The sequence below is a fragment of the Anaerococcus urinomassiliensis genome (assembly GCF_900128425.1).
GTDB classification, from domain to species: Bacteria; Bacillota; Clostridia; order Tissierellales; family Peptoniphilaceae; genus Anaerococcus; species Anaerococcus urinomassiliensis.
In genome coordinates, this window is record NZ_LT635782.1 from 757,217 (window position 1) to 772,164 (window position 14,948).

Genomic DNA, 14,948 nt, shown 5'->3' on the forward strand with positions numbered 1-14,948 from the left:
TAGATATATCTTATTTAATAATCTAGCAATTAGCTTTGCAAATAAGGCTAGTAGGCTGGTCAAAAGTTTACTGATTAAGCGCATTATTAGAATAAAAATGGAGCCTATCATGAGCTGAAAAACCGTAATCCTATAATGGATTGAGCTTTTCAGATCATAATGGCTCCTTTATTCTTTAATTATAATAATTTTTTGATGTTATTCTCTTTGCTTATAAATTCCACTTTATAGCATCCATTTCATAAAGAGTTCCTATAATGTCTGATTTAAATAGATTTTTCTCACCATACACTCTACTTGTCATTACATATTGCCCATTATTAATAAAGATTTCGACCGAAGATGTATCTGAATATATACTAATATCATCTATTTTTTCGATCCTTATTTTTCTCTCGCATCTTCCATATCCACATTCGCCTAGTTTTAGGCTTAGGATTTGATCCTTGTAGGTTAATTTTGCATCAGATCTTAGGTATATTTCAAATTCTCCATCAATATCTTCAGAAATAAATTCAAATGTTTGGTAGAAATAATTTTCGTTCTTTCTTATTTCTATTTTTTTATTTATTAAATTTTCTATTTCTTTTATTGGTTTTTGCAATAGTTTATTGTCTGACACTTTTAGCTCTCTAGGAAGAGTCAATGCGTGTTGCCAGTTATTTTTAACTGTCGGATTTGTATAAGAGGCATCTGGCATGCCCATCCATCCTATTAGAATTCTTCTGCCTTTTTCATCTTCAAATGTTTGTGGAGCGTAAAAATCAAAACCATAGTCTAGTTCTACGAATTCTCCAAAGCTATAGGTCTTTGCTTTTAAGTCTACATCTATTGGAAAATAGCCAGATTGATATATGTTTTGGTATTTGAATTCTTCACTTTCCAAGCCTTGGGGAGATACCATAAGGAATTTCTTTCCATCTAGTTCAAAGAAATCTGGACATTCCCACATATATCCAAAGTCGTAGTTTGTAGTGATTTCCATATGATAGGCAAATTTTTCTAAGTCATTTGATCTATATACTATGACCTTACCCTTATTGTTTTTATCTCTGGCGCCCAAGAAAAGATAGTAATTTCCATCTTCTTCATAAATCTTTGGATCTCTAACATGTCTAGTCAAATCCTTTGGATAGTCATCATTGGATAAAATCAATTCTTTTTTATGGTAAGTAAATCCATCTTCTGATACGATTTTGATTGTGTTGTGGTCACGCCCATCGTTGATATAATCGTAATTACCAGGATATTTGACATTGCCAGTATAAAAAAAGTTTATTTTATTATCTTTTATAAAGGCAGAGCCAGAATAGGCTCCAACTTTATCAATATTTGTATCTGCAAATATAAACGGTTCATGGTACTTATAATTTATAAAGTCTTTTGTTGTAACATGGCCCCAAATAATATTTTTTCTAATGGCATGAAGTGGGTCAGCCTGATAATAAATATGATATGTCCCATCAAGATGACATAGTCCATTGGGATCATTGAGCCAGCCTGTAATAGGGCTTATATGGTATTTAAGATTAAATGGATCATTAATCTTTTCTTCTATTTTATTTTTTTCAAATTCTTTATTAAAATATTCTTTGCTATACATTAACTAATCCTAATTATATGGTCTCCTACTTCTTTTTGGCCTTGGTCTACATTTATTGTTTTTGATTCGTCCACATCCATCAAGACTAGCATGGTTTGTGTTGAGTATCCTGCCTCTTTGATTACTTGAGGATCCATTTCCATAAGCAAGTCCCCTTTTTTAACAGCATCCCCCTCACTAACAAAAGATTTGAATCCCTTGCCTTCTAAGTTTACTGTATCAATTCCTGCATGAATTAGGATATTGATACCATTTGATGTTGAAAGTCCAATAGCATGTCCTGTAGGAAATACTGTTTCTACCTTGGCATCACAAGGAGCGAAAATTTGATTAGAGCTTATGTCAATTGCTACGCCATCTCCAAGGGCCTTTGAAGCAAATGCACCATCTTCTGATTCACTTATTGGTTTTACTAGACCTTTCATAGGTGAAAATAGCTCCAATTCTCCAATTTCGTCATTTGTAGCAATTAATTCTTTATTAGTTGGTCCGTTTTTTACTTTACTTTCATCATCTTTGTCAACTTGACGAAGCATACCTGACTTATCAAAGAAAATTGTTAGGCCAAATGAAACTCCAAAGGCAAGAATCATTCCTATGCCAAAGTCTAGCCAACTTTCTGGTCTTATGGATATAAATCCTGGTATACCTGCAGCTCCTAGGGCTATGGCTAATACATGACGAAAGGCAAGCCAAGCACTTCCTACTGCTGAACCAATAATAGCAGCTATAAATGGATAGCGCAATCTTAAGTTAATACCAAACATAGCAGGTTCTGTGATACCTAGTAGGGCAGAAACCCCAGATGCTGCCGCAGTTGATTTCATTTTTTCATTTTTTGTTGTCATAAGAACCGCTAAAACAGCCGCTCCTTGAGCAACGTTATTCATTGAAGCAGTTGGGAATATGAATGATCCACCTGCGCTAGTTGTAGCCTTAGCTATAAGTTGGGTTTCTATTGGAATGAAGCTGTGATGCATGCCAGTCATTGTAATTGGTGCATAGAACAATCCAAACAAAGCTCCGCCCAAAAATCCTAAGGTATTATACATTGATGTAATACCTACAGTTAACAAGTCACCTGCTGTTCTTAATAGTGGACCAACAAAGGCAAATGTAATAAATCCTGTAATCAGTGTTGCAAGCAAAGGCGTTGTTAAGTTGTCTAGCCATGTAGGTGTTACCTTGTGAAGTCTAGTCTCGATTTTTGCTAAGATCCAAGCTACAGCAAGTACTGGCAATACTGTTCCTTGGTAACCTACTGCTGGTATATCCCAACCAAATATATTCCACAAAGGAATATCTCCAGCAGGAGTTGCCGCCAAACTGTAAGCATTTAATAAGTCTGGATGGACCATTATCATGCCCATTGCAGCACCTAGGTAAGGATTACCTCCAAATTTTTTGGTAGCTGAAAATCCTATTAGTACAGGTAAAAATGCAAAGGCAGCTGATGAAAAAGTATTTATCATCTGTGCAAGACCTGCAATGCCAGGATAAAGACTTATGATTGAGTCACTTCGGCCATTAAAAAATGGCGCTGTCAATATGTTATTTAGTCCCATCAAAAGACCGCCAGCTACTATTGCAGGTATTATTGGCACAAAAATATCTGAAAGAGTTTTTACTGCTCTTTGTAACCAATTACCTTCTTTTTCCACTGGTGCATCGCTTATCTTCTCATCCCCAATAATTTTTAGCACTTCATCAGTAACTAAATTTACTTTTCCAGATCCTAAGATGATTTGATACTGATTGTTTGATAGGTTAGTTCCCTTCACATCATCTAGGTCCATAATAGCTTCATCATTCCTTTTTGAAAAATCTTTTAGATGAAATCTAAGCCTTGTGGCACAATGTTCTGCTGATATAATGTTATCTTTTTCGCCGACATTTTTTATAATTTCTTCGGCTAATTTCCTATTATCCATACATATTCCCTCCTTTACTTTATTATATCAAATTTCCCAAATAAAAAAGAGCCTAAGCTCTTAATTATAATAAAAATCATCGTCTGGTTTTTCACCAGCAAAGATATTTTTGTCAAATTGGTACAATTTGTCAATGAAATTATTAAATATATCTTTCATTGATTGGCCGCTTACATAGGTGATATTCATCCTATCTAGGGCCTTTTTTGCTTCATCTTCTGTGATATCATAAGTGGATAATAGGTCATTGGATACTTTTGTGTCTTTTCCTATTTTATCAGAAGCTTCTTTGTAAGATTCTAGGAAATCTTTGAAGCTTTCTTCGTTATTTTCCAAGTAACTATTATTTACTATTATAACCTCGCTGATAAAATCTCCCTCACCCATTTGCAGCAAGTCATCAACACTAGATACGTATTGGGTATTTCTTAAGGATCTTGTGTAGTAGGGATCTGCTAGTATTGCAAGATAGTTTGATGAATTCTCCATTTTTTCTACTATTTCACCTAGGTTTTTATAGTATTCTACATTAATCCTTAGGACAAAGTTTAATGGACCTAGCTTATTTTCTACAATTTTGCCAAGGTTATTGGCTAAGTCTGCTATATATAAGTTTTTGCCCTTGTAGTCCATTTGATTGTTTATTTTTTGATCACTTACTAAGTACAAATTTCCTGTCGATGTGATAGCCGCTATCTTTATACTCCCATTTGTTTTGTTGTAGTAATAAGGAGCTAGGTAGCCAGGTACTACTGCAACGTCAAAGTCATTTTGCTCTATTTCGCTATAATTATTAGTCTTATCGATATTAAAATCAAACGTATCATCTGCCATATTCTCTAGAATAACTTTGGATGCAAATGTTCCTGGTTTTATATTGATTTGACTTGTTTCTTCTTTTATTTCTTCTTTAATAGCTGGCTTTTCCACTTGGACTTGTGGATCTTCCTTTTTCCTGCATGATGACACAAGAAATATAAGGGCTAATGATAAAATTATTTTTTTAGATTTATTCAATAACTTCTCTCCTATCTTCTATTGCCCTTTCTAAGGTAAGTTGATCAAAATATTCTAAGTTTGAGCCAACTGGTATACCCTGGGCAATCTTTGATAGTCTTACACCTTTTTTGGCTAATAAACTTGATAAAAATAGGCTAGTTGTTTCTCCTTCTATAGTGGAAGAAATTGCAAGTATTATCTCCTTTACCCCATCTTCATCAATTCTTTTGATAAGTTTATCTATGTTTAACTCTTCAGGGCCAATTCCATCTGAAGGAGATATCAAACCACCTAGGACATGGTATTTGCCATGATAGGCGTGAGATTTTTCTATTGCTATGAGATCAGTTACATCTTCGATAACGCAAATAAAGTCATCTTCACGGGTGATGTCCTTACAAATATCACATATGTCATTTTCTGTAAGATTTCCACAGATATCGCAATGCTTTATCTTTTCTTTGACCTCTATAAGCGCCTTAGAAAAATCCTCTACACTATCCCTATCTCTACTAACTATGCTCATTGCTAGTCTTTCAGCAGATTTTTTGCCTATAGTAGGAAGTTTTTGAAATTGTTCTATTAGATTATCTAAACTTTCTGGATAGATTGCCATTACATAAGACCTGGTATGTTTAGTCCACCTGTTAATTTGCCCATTGTTTCTCCGCTATATTCGTCTGCCTTTTTCATTGCATCATTTATAGCTGCAATGATTAAATCTTCTAGCATTTCGACATCTTCTGGGTCGATTACATCTGGGTCAATTTTGATAGCTATGACTTCTTTCTTGCCATTTACAGTTGCAGATACAACTCCGCCACCTGATGTTGACTCAAATTCTTTTTCTTCTATATCTTGTTGAGCCTTTTCCATTTGCTCTTGCATCTTTTTAACTTGTTTCATCATATTGTTCATATTTGCTCCGCCTGGGAATCCGCCTCTTGCCATATTTATCTCTCCTATTCTATGACTAAATCTTCACCAAAAACATCTAATAGTCTTTGGGAATTGTCAGTTTTTTTTTCTATTTTTGTATCCTTCTTATTATCATTATGGTTTAAATCTTCGCTTGTGGCAATAGTAAATATATATGCCCCATTTAAGATTTCCATAAGATTTCTTTCTATATCGTCAGTTTTCTTTTCTAAAATGAACCTATAAAATTCCTTATCTGCTGCCAAGATAAACTTATTGCCGTCGATTTTGTATTGCAAACCCTGGTCACGGAAGAATTCATGGAAAATCCCTCCGGCAGTTTTTATAATCATATCCTGGACTTGCAACTCTTGTGATTTTGAAAGCTTAACTACTTTAGTATCTTCAAAATCTTCAAAGCTAGCTTCTTCTGGTGGAATCTCAGATTTTTCTTCTGATACAGATTTTTCGGGCTCATTTACTTCGATTGCTAGCTCATCTTGTCCACTAGTATTATTAGGTCTTTGTGGTAAATTGCCTAGATTTGCTAGTCTACTATCAAGAATCTTATTTACCAAATCGTCGATATCAGATGGACTAGCCATCTCCAAGGCTTTGATTCTCGATTCTATACTCTTGGTATTTTTAAGTTTTACTAGCCTTAGTACACAAAGTTCTGTCAAGACATCAGTATTGTCAACTTGCTTTAGCCTTGTCCCATAGTCAATCAATATATCAAGATAATCGCCAATGTCAAAAAGATCTATGTCATTGGCCAATTCCTTGATAAAAGCTAGTCTTTCTTCATTTTCGAAAAATTTATCATTTTCACTCATCTTATAAATCATAATATCATTGAAATAGCTTATTAATGAATCTATGATATCTTTGTTGGTCTTATTATTTTCTCTAAGCCTAAATACTAAGTCCAAAGATTTAGATGAGTCCTTACGAACTATTGCCCTAGCAAGTTTATCTATATCGTAAAAGTCTACTACTCCAAGTAAGTTTTCAACTTCACTTAGTTTATAGGAATCTTTTTCCAAAGATAATACTTGATCTAAGATGGAAAGAGCATCACGCATGGCACCATTGGCTTTTTTAATAATTAGCCTTATGGCTTCATTTTCCATTGTTATTGATTTATCTTCTAAGATATAGTCTATTTGCTCTTTTATTTTATTTTCATCAATCTTATTAAATTCATATTTTTGGACTCTTGAAAGAATTGTTGATGGGATTTTTTCAATTTCTGTTGTTGCAAGTATAAATACCAAATGACTTGGTGGCTCTTCCATAATTTTTAAAAGTGCATTGAAGGCCTCCCTTGTTATCATGTGGGCCTCGTCTATGATGTAGACCTTGTATTTGAGCTTGTTGGGTGGGTAGATTACATTGTCTTTTAGGTTTCTAATATCATCTATCCTACGGTTGCTTGCAGCATCCATTTCCACTACATCAATGGTGGTTTCTTCTTCTATAGCCTTGCAATTTTCACATTCCATACAGGGAGATCCGTCTTTGGGATTAAGACAATTGATTGCTTTTGCAAAGATTTTTGCACAAGTTGTCTTTCCTGTACCACGCTCTCCAGAAAATAGGTAGGCATGGCTGATATTGCCGGATTTGACCTGGTTTTTGAGTACATTTACAACCCTATCTTGGCCTAGTACACTATCAAAAGTCTTTGGCCTATACTGTCTATATAAAGCTTTTGCCATAATCTTCCTTTCTAATCTTATTCATTATACCATAAGAAATTTTGCATATGAATAATCTTAGGGTATAATTTTATATGTTAATCATAAGGAGAGCTGTCCGAGTGGTTGAAGGAGCACGATTGGAAATCGTGTATACGTGTTTTAAGCGTATCATGGGTTCAAATCCCATGCTCTCCGCCACGCACTAGACGGGGAACTAGCGATGCCTTGTAACCTGCGATTCGCTACAGCAGGGTTGAATTCCCAGTTTAGGGATATAATTTTATTATAAGCCTAGTAAGACTCGTGTTGATTGATGGGTCTTGCGCAACAGGAAACTATGAACCATGTCAGGACGGGAACGTAGCAGCATTAAGTAGATCTTTCTGTGTGCCGCAAGGTCACCTATCATGAGCGAAGCTTATTAGAAACTACAATGGATTTATATTTCGAAGCTGGGTGTGCTTACATATTTTGGTTGTTGCAAGAGAAGTAAACTATTCTAATATTATTGAGAATATTTATTTCTTGTAACAACCTTTTTTTAAACTTTAAATAAATATCTAAATAGTTTATAATATTAGATATGAGGAGTTAGTAATGATAGGAAAAATTGTAGAAGAAATGTTCAAACAACCTACAGAAAATATAATGATTCCAGCTAGTGATGTTGCTACAGTTCACGAAGACGATAACCTAGTCCATGCTATCTTGGTCTTGTCATCCTCTGGCTATCAAACTATTCCAGTCCTTGATAATAAAAATAGGGTTAGAGGTCTTATATCTATATCAAATATAGTCACTTCAGCCCACGAACTTTCCATTTTTGATGAGGACCAACTGGCTGATTTTAAAATTTCTGAGGTTATGAATCAGATGGTTCCAATGCTTTTTGATAATTATAATCTTGAAGACGTACTAAGGCTTTTGGTAAATAATAACTTTATATGTATCACTCACAAAAACGGCTATTTCTTGGGGATTATACCTAGAAAGATAGTGCTAGAAAGATTTACCTACATAGCCCACACTATAGAAAATGAATATAAGCTTACAAAAAAATGATGAGTTTTGACACCCATCATTTTTTTATTTCAAATACACACGCTCCAAAGTCTTCTATAAATATTGTCTCGTTTTTATTAATCTTTCCATTAATATTACCTTTTCCCCCATATTTAAGGTCAGAAGAATTGATAAGTTCCACTAAGTCGTATGGAGATTTTATCTCATAGTCTATATCAGTAAAGTTTATTATTACAAGCAATTTCTTATCTTTAAATTCTCTAATATAAGCGTAGAGACTGTATCCTTCAACATCTAGAAGTTTGGTAGTTGAACTTATATTAGATAGCTCATCTCTTTTAAGGTAAAGTTTAGAAATATCTTTATAATAATCATTAAGATGAACTTGCTCTTCGCTTAGTTTATCCAAATCTATGTGATCATAAACTGAAAAAGTTAAAGCAGAACCTATTTCATCTCCATTAAAGAGTAATTTTTTGGAATTTAAACTATATAATAAAGTAAGCATGGCCTTGTATTGTTTAAACTTATCATTGCTTCCATTTATTTTCATAAATAAGCTAGCCTCATCAAGGAAGCTGTCAATATAATTAAAGCCTAAGATTTTCTTGCTATTATCTGAAGTAATCAAAGAATTTATCTCTTTTTTGTAAGAATCGCGTTTGTATGGCAAATCTTGCATGGATCTTACTATAGGTCTTAAGCTATAATCTAAGCAATAGTCAAAGTCGAAGTTATATTGGTAGATGCCATTAAAACTTGCGAGGGCCAGAGACTTATTTTGGTGAATTTCTTCTATCAAGTCTTCTAATAGCTCTATCCACTTATCATTTTCTCCCCTAGACTCATCGCCCTGCCAATAGATAATGTTTTCAATATTTGTAAGCATTATTCCATCAAGGTTATATTCCTTAAGCCAAAAATTAACTGCTGATTTTAGATAAGACTTTGTAAAATCTTTACTTGGGTCAAAGTTCATATCCCCGTAGTAAGAATACTTGATATCATCGTAATCGTAAGCAAAATACTCTTCTAAACTTTTTATAAAATATGGATCACAATCAAAGTGCGCTAAGTCCAAATCTATTAAAACTCCAAGCTTTTCCTTGTGGCATTTGTCGATAAATTTCTTAAAATCAAGGGCAGATCCATATCGTTTGCTATAGGCAAATAAGCCTGAGCTTGTAAAGCCCATAGACTTATAGTTAATGTATTCACTTACTGGCATAAATTTAATGTGGGTGAAGTTTTGCTCTTTGGCGTATTTGATTAGATCATCAAGGGAGCTTTCATCATCTAGGAATGATCCAATATATACTTCATAAATGTTTAATTTATCTGTTTTAATTTTTTTATTTTTGAATTTGTAGGAATCATCTGAAATTATCGAACATTTTTCTTCAAGATTAATCTCTTTGGCAAAGGGATCTACTATCTTTCTCACTTCATTGTTAGAATCAGTAATTAGAAATTGGTACCTATCTCCTTTTTTGGCTTCTTTAACTGTTACAGTATAGATACCTGAGGCATATCCACGCATTTTATTAGGCTGCCAATCGTTAAAATCACCTATGATTTCAACTTTCTTTGCATTTGGATGGCATAATCTAAACATAAATCCCTTATTCTTTTTTACTGGTCCAAAGTAGCTATAGGCATCATTTGACTTACCATTTAAATATTCTTTTGTATCCATTATTAAGTCCTTTCTTATCTTACAAAAAAAGACAGACTAATAGCCTGCCTCCTCATTAAATGAATCTATCATATTCTGACTTACTTCTATCATCATCCAATTAACCTTACTTGCCCAATCAGGGTCTGTGGCATAGGATATGCCAATGCCATCGGTTGATACACCATTATAATATGAACCCTTAGGATCAAGGTAATTTTCTTTTAAGTGCTTGGCTAGGGTGTTTATAGAATCAGCTGGACTTTCAAAGTGACTGGCCTTATTGTAGGGATCATCGTCCACTGCATTAAAGCCGAATAGATTGTTTTTATCATTAAAAAGCTCACTTGTTCCATTGCCTGTCTCATGCTTTGCCATGGCCATAAGTAGGATTGCATTTACCCCATACTTTTCTTCAGCTGCCTTGAAATCTTTGCCAAGACCAGCAAGTCCTGTATCTTTTATAGCATTTTCTAGTTCATCAGCACTAAACTGACCTGTCTTAAGTAGGTATAGCATATTTGATGAATCAATTCCACTAGACCCTTTTTCTTTGAAATCTTCTAAGTCTCTAGCAAGATTTTCGTACTTGATTGCCCTAGACTGTCTAAGTAAAGTCGTCTGATAATTTATTTCATTAATACCAGACTTTAATGACTTTGAAGTATCAACTTTACTAGCTTTTGCTATTGACATGGTAAATATTAAGGCAAATATACAAATGCCATTTATTATGTTTATAGTTTTTGTCTTTTTCATAAGCTACCTTTTATTTTCTTTAGACCATTATACCTTATTTATAATAGTATAAAAAGAAAAAACGAAGCCTTGGAAATTTCCTCAAGCTTCGTCTTAGATTATTTATTTTCCATCTTCCTGCTACCTGGCTTTATTGCAGGTGTATCTTTTAAATGTTCTGGCAACTTATCAGCATCCCAGCTCTTAACGTCTATTTTTGTTGCAGAGATAATTGGCAAGCCATTTATTTCATCAAGACCAGACCTATTAACTATTGATGTTAAGGCAACAACTTCTGCCCCGTATGATTTTACTACTTCAACGCTTTCGAAGGAAGATTTGCCTGTTGTGATTACATCTTCTACTATAATCACCTTTGCTCCCTTTGGGATTTCAAAGCCACGGCGAAGGGTCATGATGTTATCTACTCTTTCTGTAAAGATAGCATTTAGACCAAGGGCCCTAGCTACTTCATAGGATATGATAACTCCACCCAAAGCAGGTCCTAGACAAAGATCTACATCGATATTTTTATCTTTAAGTTTTTTGGCTATGATTTCTGCTACTTCTTCGCAGTATTTTGGATGTTCGATTAGTTTGGCACATTGGATGTACCTATCAGAGTGTTTGCCAGATGACAATAAGAAATGACCTTCCAAAAGAGCGTTCGATTTTTTTAGTAATTCTAAAGTTCTATCCATAGTATCTCCTATATTATTCCTATAATCTCACTTATTGATGAGATATTTTCTTCTTCTAAATATTTTCCTATGCCTGTATTAATATCTATCATGGTGTTGTAGTCAATGAAATTTGCAGTTCCTACTTGGATGGCACTTGCTCCTGCCATCATGAATTCAAGAGCGTCTTTATAATTCATTATCCCACCCATGCCTATTACTGGAATATCTACTGAGTGGGCTGCTTCATAGACCATCCTTAGGGCTATTGGCTTTATGGCAGGCCCTGACAATCCAGCTGTTTTGTTTACAAAAACTGGTGCCTTTGTTCTTATATCAATAGCCATGGCATTAAATGTATTTACCAAAGAAATGGCATCGGCTCCACAATCTTCGGAAAGCTTGGCAAAAAGTGGAATTGACCCAACATTTGGTGAAAGTTTAACTATAAGGGGTTTTTTTGTGACATTCCTTACCTTAGTTATTACTTCCTTAGCTTTTTCCGGGACAGTTCCAAAGGCCATGCCACCTTCTTTGACATTGGGACATGATATGTTTAACTCTATCATAGGAACATCAGTTTTTTCCAGAATCTCTGCCCCGAGCACATATTCTTCTACTGAATGTCCCCCAAGATTTGCTATTGCTACAGTATCTTGTTCTAATAAATATGGAAGTTCAATATCTACAAAGTATTCTATGCCTGGGTTTTGTAGGCCTATAGAGTTCATAATCCCTGCTGGGGTTTCATATATCCTTATCCCTTTGTTTCCAAGGTTTTTGTGGAGAGTAAGGCCCTTGGAGCATATGCCACCTAGTTTTCCTAGGTCTATGTATTCTCCAAACTCTCTACCAAATCCAAAGGTCCCACTTGCTGCTATAACTGGGTTCTTAAATTTTATACCGGCTATTTCTACGGATAAATTCACTCAAATACCTCCCTAGAATCAAATACTGGACCATCCTTGCAAACTCTGATAAATTCACCATCTACTGATTCTACTGTACATCCTAGACAAACTCCAATACCGCAGGCCATGTGGGCTTCCATGGATATTTGTATCTCGGCTGTATCGTTCATATCGTGGATGGCCTTAAGCATTGGATTTGGACCACAAGCATATATTATATCGTAATCATTTGGATCAAAAGCTTGTGTAATGAATTTCCCGTCCTTTTCAAAAGATGTGTAAGTTATAGACTTGACATAAGGTTTAAATTCTTCGGTGAAATATGGTTCTTTTGTAAAACCAGCATAAAAATCAGCCTTAGTATCTAGATTTTTCACTAAATATAAAAGTGGAGCTATACCGATTCCACCAGCTACTACGGCTATCTTCTTATCTTTTGTATCATCAATCCTAAATCCATTTCCAAGAGGACCCAATAGCTTTACTTCAGCATCTTTTGTAAGTCCAGCCATAATATCTGTCCCCTCACCTACAACTTGGTACAAAAGTGTCAGACTTTTATCATCTTGATCACAGATACCAAAGGGACGAGATAGCAAGGGTTCGTTTCTAAAGGAATCACATCTTAGCATAAAAAACTGACCTGGCTTTCCACCAAGACTTATATCTAGGGTCATCTTGTATATATTTGGGGAGATTTCGATATTTTCTAGGACTTTGCCTTTTTTATAAGTCTTCATTGATAGATATATCCCTTAAAGTTTTCTCTACTGCAAGTCTTGCGTATTTGCCAACATTTTCCTCGCCATCATCGTAGTTTAAATATGCTTTTAGGACCCCACGAGAATTGTTTACAACTCCACCATTCTTGTCATTTAGAAGTTTGTAAACATTCAATGCATCTGCACCTTGGGCACCAAAGCCAGGGATTAAGAAAAATTCCTTGTCATATCTTTTCCTAATCTCTTCTACTTCCTCGGTGTGAGTTGCTCCAACTACAAGTCCTAATGGACCGTAGCCAGATTCACCGAGGTAGTTCTCGTTTAAGGCTTTTATCTTATCTCCTATTTGATAGAATAATTCCTTGCCATTTACATCTAGAGTTTCAAAATCGCTTGCTCCAGGGTTGGAAGTGCGTAGGAGGACAAATACTCCTTTTTCTCCACTTTCTATGTATGGCAAATATGGAGATATAGAATCCATTCCCATATATGGATTAAGGGTTATGAAATCAGCCTCAAAGTCGCCTTCAAAGTGGGCCTTGGCATATTGGCTGGCAGATACAGCAATATCTGATCTTTTGATATCTCCTATAGAAAGAAGATTTTTTTCTCTTAAATATGCTAATGTGTCACGATAGGCCATCATTCCTTCGATGCCATAGGATTCGTAATAGGCGATTTGTAGCTTATAAATTGCTGTGATATCCGCTGTAGCATCTATAATCTCCCTGTTAAAATCAAATATGCCTTGGCTTATGCTTTTACCTTCTTTGTAAGAAGCTGGCAAATAATCCATAGAAGTATCAAGACCCACACATACAAAGCCTTTTTTGCTAATTTCTTGGTAAAGTCTATCTATAATCTTCATATTTTAAAACACCTTTCTTGTAAACTTTCTTCACCCTTGCAGAAAGTTCTTTTCCTATTAAGAGTGAATTTTTGGATTTGGATAAGATTTCTTCTTCTGTGTAAGTATAGCTTTCATCCAGATCTATTAAAGTGAAGTCTGCCTCATAACCTATATCAAGTTTGCCCTTATTTAGGCCAAGTAAGTTTGCTGGATTGGTAGACATAAGTTTTATAAGATGATTGAGGGAAATCTCTCCAGTTTTGACTAAGACTTCGTAGCATGTTGAAAAGCTTGTTTCAAGACCTAGAAATCCTGGAGCTCCATTTTCCTTTTCCTTAGCAGAATGTGGAGCATGGTCTGTTGAAATACAATCAACTGTGCCATTTTTGATCATTTCAATAAGGCATAGTCTATCAATCTCACTTCTTATAGGTGGGTTGACCCTCATCTCATCGCGAGACTTGTCAGCAAAATGCAAGTGATGTGGAGTAACCTCACAAGTGATCGGTGCACCTAAGTCCTTGAAGTATTTGATGGCGGTGATAGCGCCTTTAGTTGATACGTGGGAGAAATGCACTGGACAATTTAGCTTATAGGCATAATAGCAATCCCTAAGAGTCATGGCATCTTCGGCTATTTCATAGTCTATGGCAGAAACTTTTGCGACTTCCTCGTGCAAAGTCATAGTTACACCCTTATCCATGGCAGCAATCATTGCCTTATACATGGTCATATCATCATTTACTCCGTGGCCATCGTCTGAGATGAATTTGACAGAATCAGGCATAAATTCTAGGTGGTCCAGGGTCTTGCCGTCAAAGTTATCTGTTATAGTGTATACTTGGTTTATATCTATCAAATCTAGGTCTTTACCACGTTTTTTGATGTCATTGTAAACTTCTGGACTTGATACTGTTGGTTTGGTATTTCCCATCAAAAGCACAGAAGTAAAGCCACCCTTTAAGGCAGCTTTGGATCCACTTTCTAAATCTTCTTTGTAGGTAAAACCAGGATCTCTGAAATGCACATGTAGGTCTGTAAATGCAGGGACAAGTGCTAGATTGTCACAGTCTATTACTTCTACATCTTCATCTATTTCAAAAGCTTCGCTTATGATTCCATCTTCTACATAGATAGGTTTTTTAGAAATTTTGACATCATCAAATGAATAATGATTGGTAAATACTTGTTTCAT

At 35.0% G+C, this 14,948-nt stretch carries 14 protein-coding genes, 1 tRNA gene and 1 other RNA gene; 3 read left to right on the forward strand and 13 right to left on the reverse strand.

Annotated elements, in window-relative coordinates; all coding sequences use genetic code 11:
* Nucleotides 1–211: 211 nt before the first annotated feature.
* Genes BQ7474_RS04660 through dnaX form a run of 6 tightly spaced genes read right to left on the reverse strand, consistent with a single transcriptional unit; the run spans nt 212 to nt 7,172 of the window.
* Entirely contained in the window at nt 212–1,603 is a 1,392-nt protein-coding gene (locus BQ7474_RS04660; protein WP_073997816.1) for a glycoside hydrolase family 32 protein, read from the reverse strand.
* Nucleotides 1,603–3,534 carry a sucrose-specific PTS transporter subunit IIBC gene (locus BQ7474_RS04665; RefSeq protein WP_073997817.1) on the reverse strand — a complete coding sequence of 644 codons (1,932 nt, stop codon included), beginning with the start codon at nt 3,532–3,534 and terminating at the stop codon, nt 1,603–1,605. The genes BQ7474_RS04660 and BQ7474_RS04665 overlap by 1 nt, the downstream gene beginning before the upstream one ends.
* 60 nt (nt 3,535–3,594) lie before the next feature.
* Complete coding sequence (locus tag BQ7474_RS04670; RefSeq protein WP_073997818.1) at nt 3,595–4,551, reverse strand: substrate-binding domain-containing protein; 957 nt, start codon at nt 4,549–4,551, stop codon at nt 3,595–3,597.
* Nucleotides 4,544–5,149, reverse strand: coding sequence for a recombination mediator RecR (gene recR / locus BQ7474_RS04675; RefSeq protein ID WP_073997819.1), 606 nt, complete (start codon nt 5,147–5,149; stop codon nt 4,544–4,546). The genes BQ7474_RS04670 and recR overlap by 8 nt, the downstream gene beginning before the upstream one ends.
* Nucleotides 5,149–5,484, reverse strand: coding sequence for a YbaB/EbfC family nucleoid-associated protein (locus BQ7474_RS04680; protein ID WP_073997820.1), 336 nt, complete (start codon nt 5,482–5,484; stop codon nt 5,149–5,151). Before BQ7474_RS04680 ends, recR begins: the two co-directional genes overlap by 1 nt.
* A gap of 11 nt (nt 5,485–5,495) precedes the next feature.
* Complete coding sequence (gene dnaX / locus BQ7474_RS04685; RefSeq protein ID WP_073997821.1) at nt 5,496–7,172, reverse strand: DNA polymerase III subunit gamma/tau; 1,677 nt, start codon at nt 7,170–7,172, stop codon at nt 5,496–5,498.
* A gap of 87 nt (nt 7,173–7,259) precedes the next feature.
* Between dnaX and BQ7474_RS04690 the strand changes: the two genes are divergently transcribed.
* The 3 genes from BQ7474_RS04690 to cbpB all read left to right on the forward strand — a co-directional run bounded on the left by BQ7474_RS04690 (nt 7,260) and on the right by cbpB (nt 8,216).
* Nucleotides 7,260–7,352 (forward strand) — tRNA-Ser (locus tag BQ7474_RS04690).
* Nucleotides 7,352–7,618, forward strand: an RNA gene (gene ffs / locus BQ7474_RS04695) — signal recognition particle sRNA large type. Before BQ7474_RS04690 ends, ffs begins: the two co-directional genes overlap by 1 nt.
* 133 nt (nt 7,619–7,751) lie before the next feature.
* Nucleotides 7,752–8,216, forward strand: a complete 465-nt coding sequence (cbpB, locus tag BQ7474_RS04700; protein ID WP_073997822.1) for a cyclic-di-AMP-binding protein CbpB — start codon at nt 7,752–7,754, stop codon at nt 8,214–8,216.
* 16 nt (nt 8,217–8,232) lie between these two features.
* Here cbpB and BQ7474_RS04705 read toward each other — a convergent pair whose 3' ends face one another.
* From BQ7474_RS04705 to BQ7474_RS04735, 7 genes are all read right to left on the reverse strand, one after another.
* On the reverse strand, nt 8,233–9,873 hold the full coding sequence (locus BQ7474_RS04705; protein ID WP_073997823.1) for an alpha amylase C-terminal domain-containing protein: 1,641 nt from the start codon (nt 9,871–9,873) through the stop codon (nt 8,233–8,235).
* Nucleotides 9,874–9,909: 36 nt separating this feature from the next.
* Nucleotides 9,910–10,611: a glucosaminidase domain-containing protein gene (locus tag BQ7474_RS04710; protein WP_073997824.1), complete on the reverse strand. Its 702-nt coding sequence runs from the start codon at nt 10,609–10,611 to the stop codon at nt 9,910–9,912.
* A gap of 98 nt (nt 10,612–10,709) precedes the next feature.
* On the reverse strand, nt 10,710–11,291 hold the full coding sequence (gene pyrE, locus BQ7474_RS04715) for an orotate phosphoribosyltransferase (RefSeq protein WP_073997825.1): 582 nt from the start codon (nt 11,289–11,291) through the stop codon (nt 10,710–10,712).
* A gap of 8 nt (nt 11,292–11,299) precedes the next feature.
* Nucleotides 11,300–12,199, reverse strand: coding sequence for a dihydroorotate dehydrogenase (locus BQ7474_RS04720; RefSeq protein ID WP_073997826.1), 900 nt, complete (start codon nt 12,197–12,199; stop codon nt 11,300–11,302).
* Nucleotides 12,196–12,921 (reverse strand): dihydroorotate dehydrogenase electron transfer subunit, encoded by a 726-nt coding sequence (locus BQ7474_RS04725; RefSeq protein ID WP_073997827.1) that lies wholly within the window; start codon nt 12,919–12,921, stop codon nt 12,196–12,198. The genes BQ7474_RS04720 and BQ7474_RS04725 overlap by 4 nt, the downstream gene beginning before the upstream one ends.
* Complete coding sequence (gene pyrF, locus BQ7474_RS04730) at nt 12,908–13,771, reverse strand: orotidine-5'-phosphate decarboxylase (RefSeq protein WP_073997828.1); 864 nt, start codon at nt 13,769–13,771, stop codon at nt 12,908–12,910. Before pyrF ends, BQ7474_RS04725 begins: the two co-directional genes overlap by 14 nt.
* Entirely contained in the window at nt 13,755–14,948 is a 1,194-nt protein-coding gene (locus BQ7474_RS04735; protein ID WP_073997829.1) for a dihydroorotase, read from the reverse strand. Before BQ7474_RS04735 ends, pyrF begins: the two co-directional genes overlap by 17 nt.

Bases quoted from the DNA above. Each gene is read 5' to 3' on its own strand.
- BQ7474_RS04660 (WP_073997816.1), bottom strand. From the start codon at position 1,603: ATGTATAGCAAAGAATATTTTAATAAAGAATTTGAAAAAAATAAAATA.
- BQ7474_RS04665 (WP_073997817.1), bottom strand. From the start codon at position 3,534: ATGGATAATAGGAAATTAGCCGAAGAAATTATAAAAAATGTCGGCGAA.
- recR (WP_073997819.1), bottom strand. From the start codon at position 5,149: ATGGCAATCTATCCAGAAAGTTTAGATAATCTAATAGAACAATTTCAA.
- BQ7474_RS04680 (WP_073997820.1), bottom strand. From the start codon at position 5,484: ATGGCAAGAGGCGGATTCCCAGGCGGAGCAAATATGAACAATATGATG.
- dnaX (WP_073997821.1), bottom strand. From the start codon at position 7,172: ATGGCAAAAGCTTTATATAGACAGTATAGGCCAAAGACTTTTGATAGT.
- cbpB (WP_073997822.1), top strand. From the start codon at position 7,752: ATGATAGGAAAAATTGTAGAAGAAATGTTCAAACAACCTACAGAAAAT.
- BQ7474_RS04705 (WP_073997823.1), bottom strand. From the start codon at position 9,873: ATGGATACAAAAGAATATTTAAATGGTAAGTCAAATGATGCCTATAGC.
- BQ7474_RS04710 (WP_073997824.1), bottom strand. From the start codon at position 10,611: ATGAAAAAGACAAAAACTATAAACATAATAAATGGCATTTGTATATTT.
- pyrE (WP_073997825.1), bottom strand. From the start codon at position 11,291: ATGGATAGAACTTTAGAATTACTAAAAAAATCGAACGCTCTTTTGGAA.
- BQ7474_RS04725 (WP_073997827.1), bottom strand. From the start codon at position 12,921: ATGAAGACTTATAAAAAAGGCAAAGTCCTAGAAAATATCGAAATCTCC.
- pyrF (WP_073997828.1), bottom strand. From the start codon at position 13,771: ATGAAGATTATAGATAGACTTTACCAAGAAATTAGCAAAAAAGGCTTT.
- BQ7474_RS04735 (WP_073997829.1), bottom strand. From the start codon at position 14,948: ATGAAACAAGTATTTACCAATCATTATTCATTTGATGATGTCAAAATT.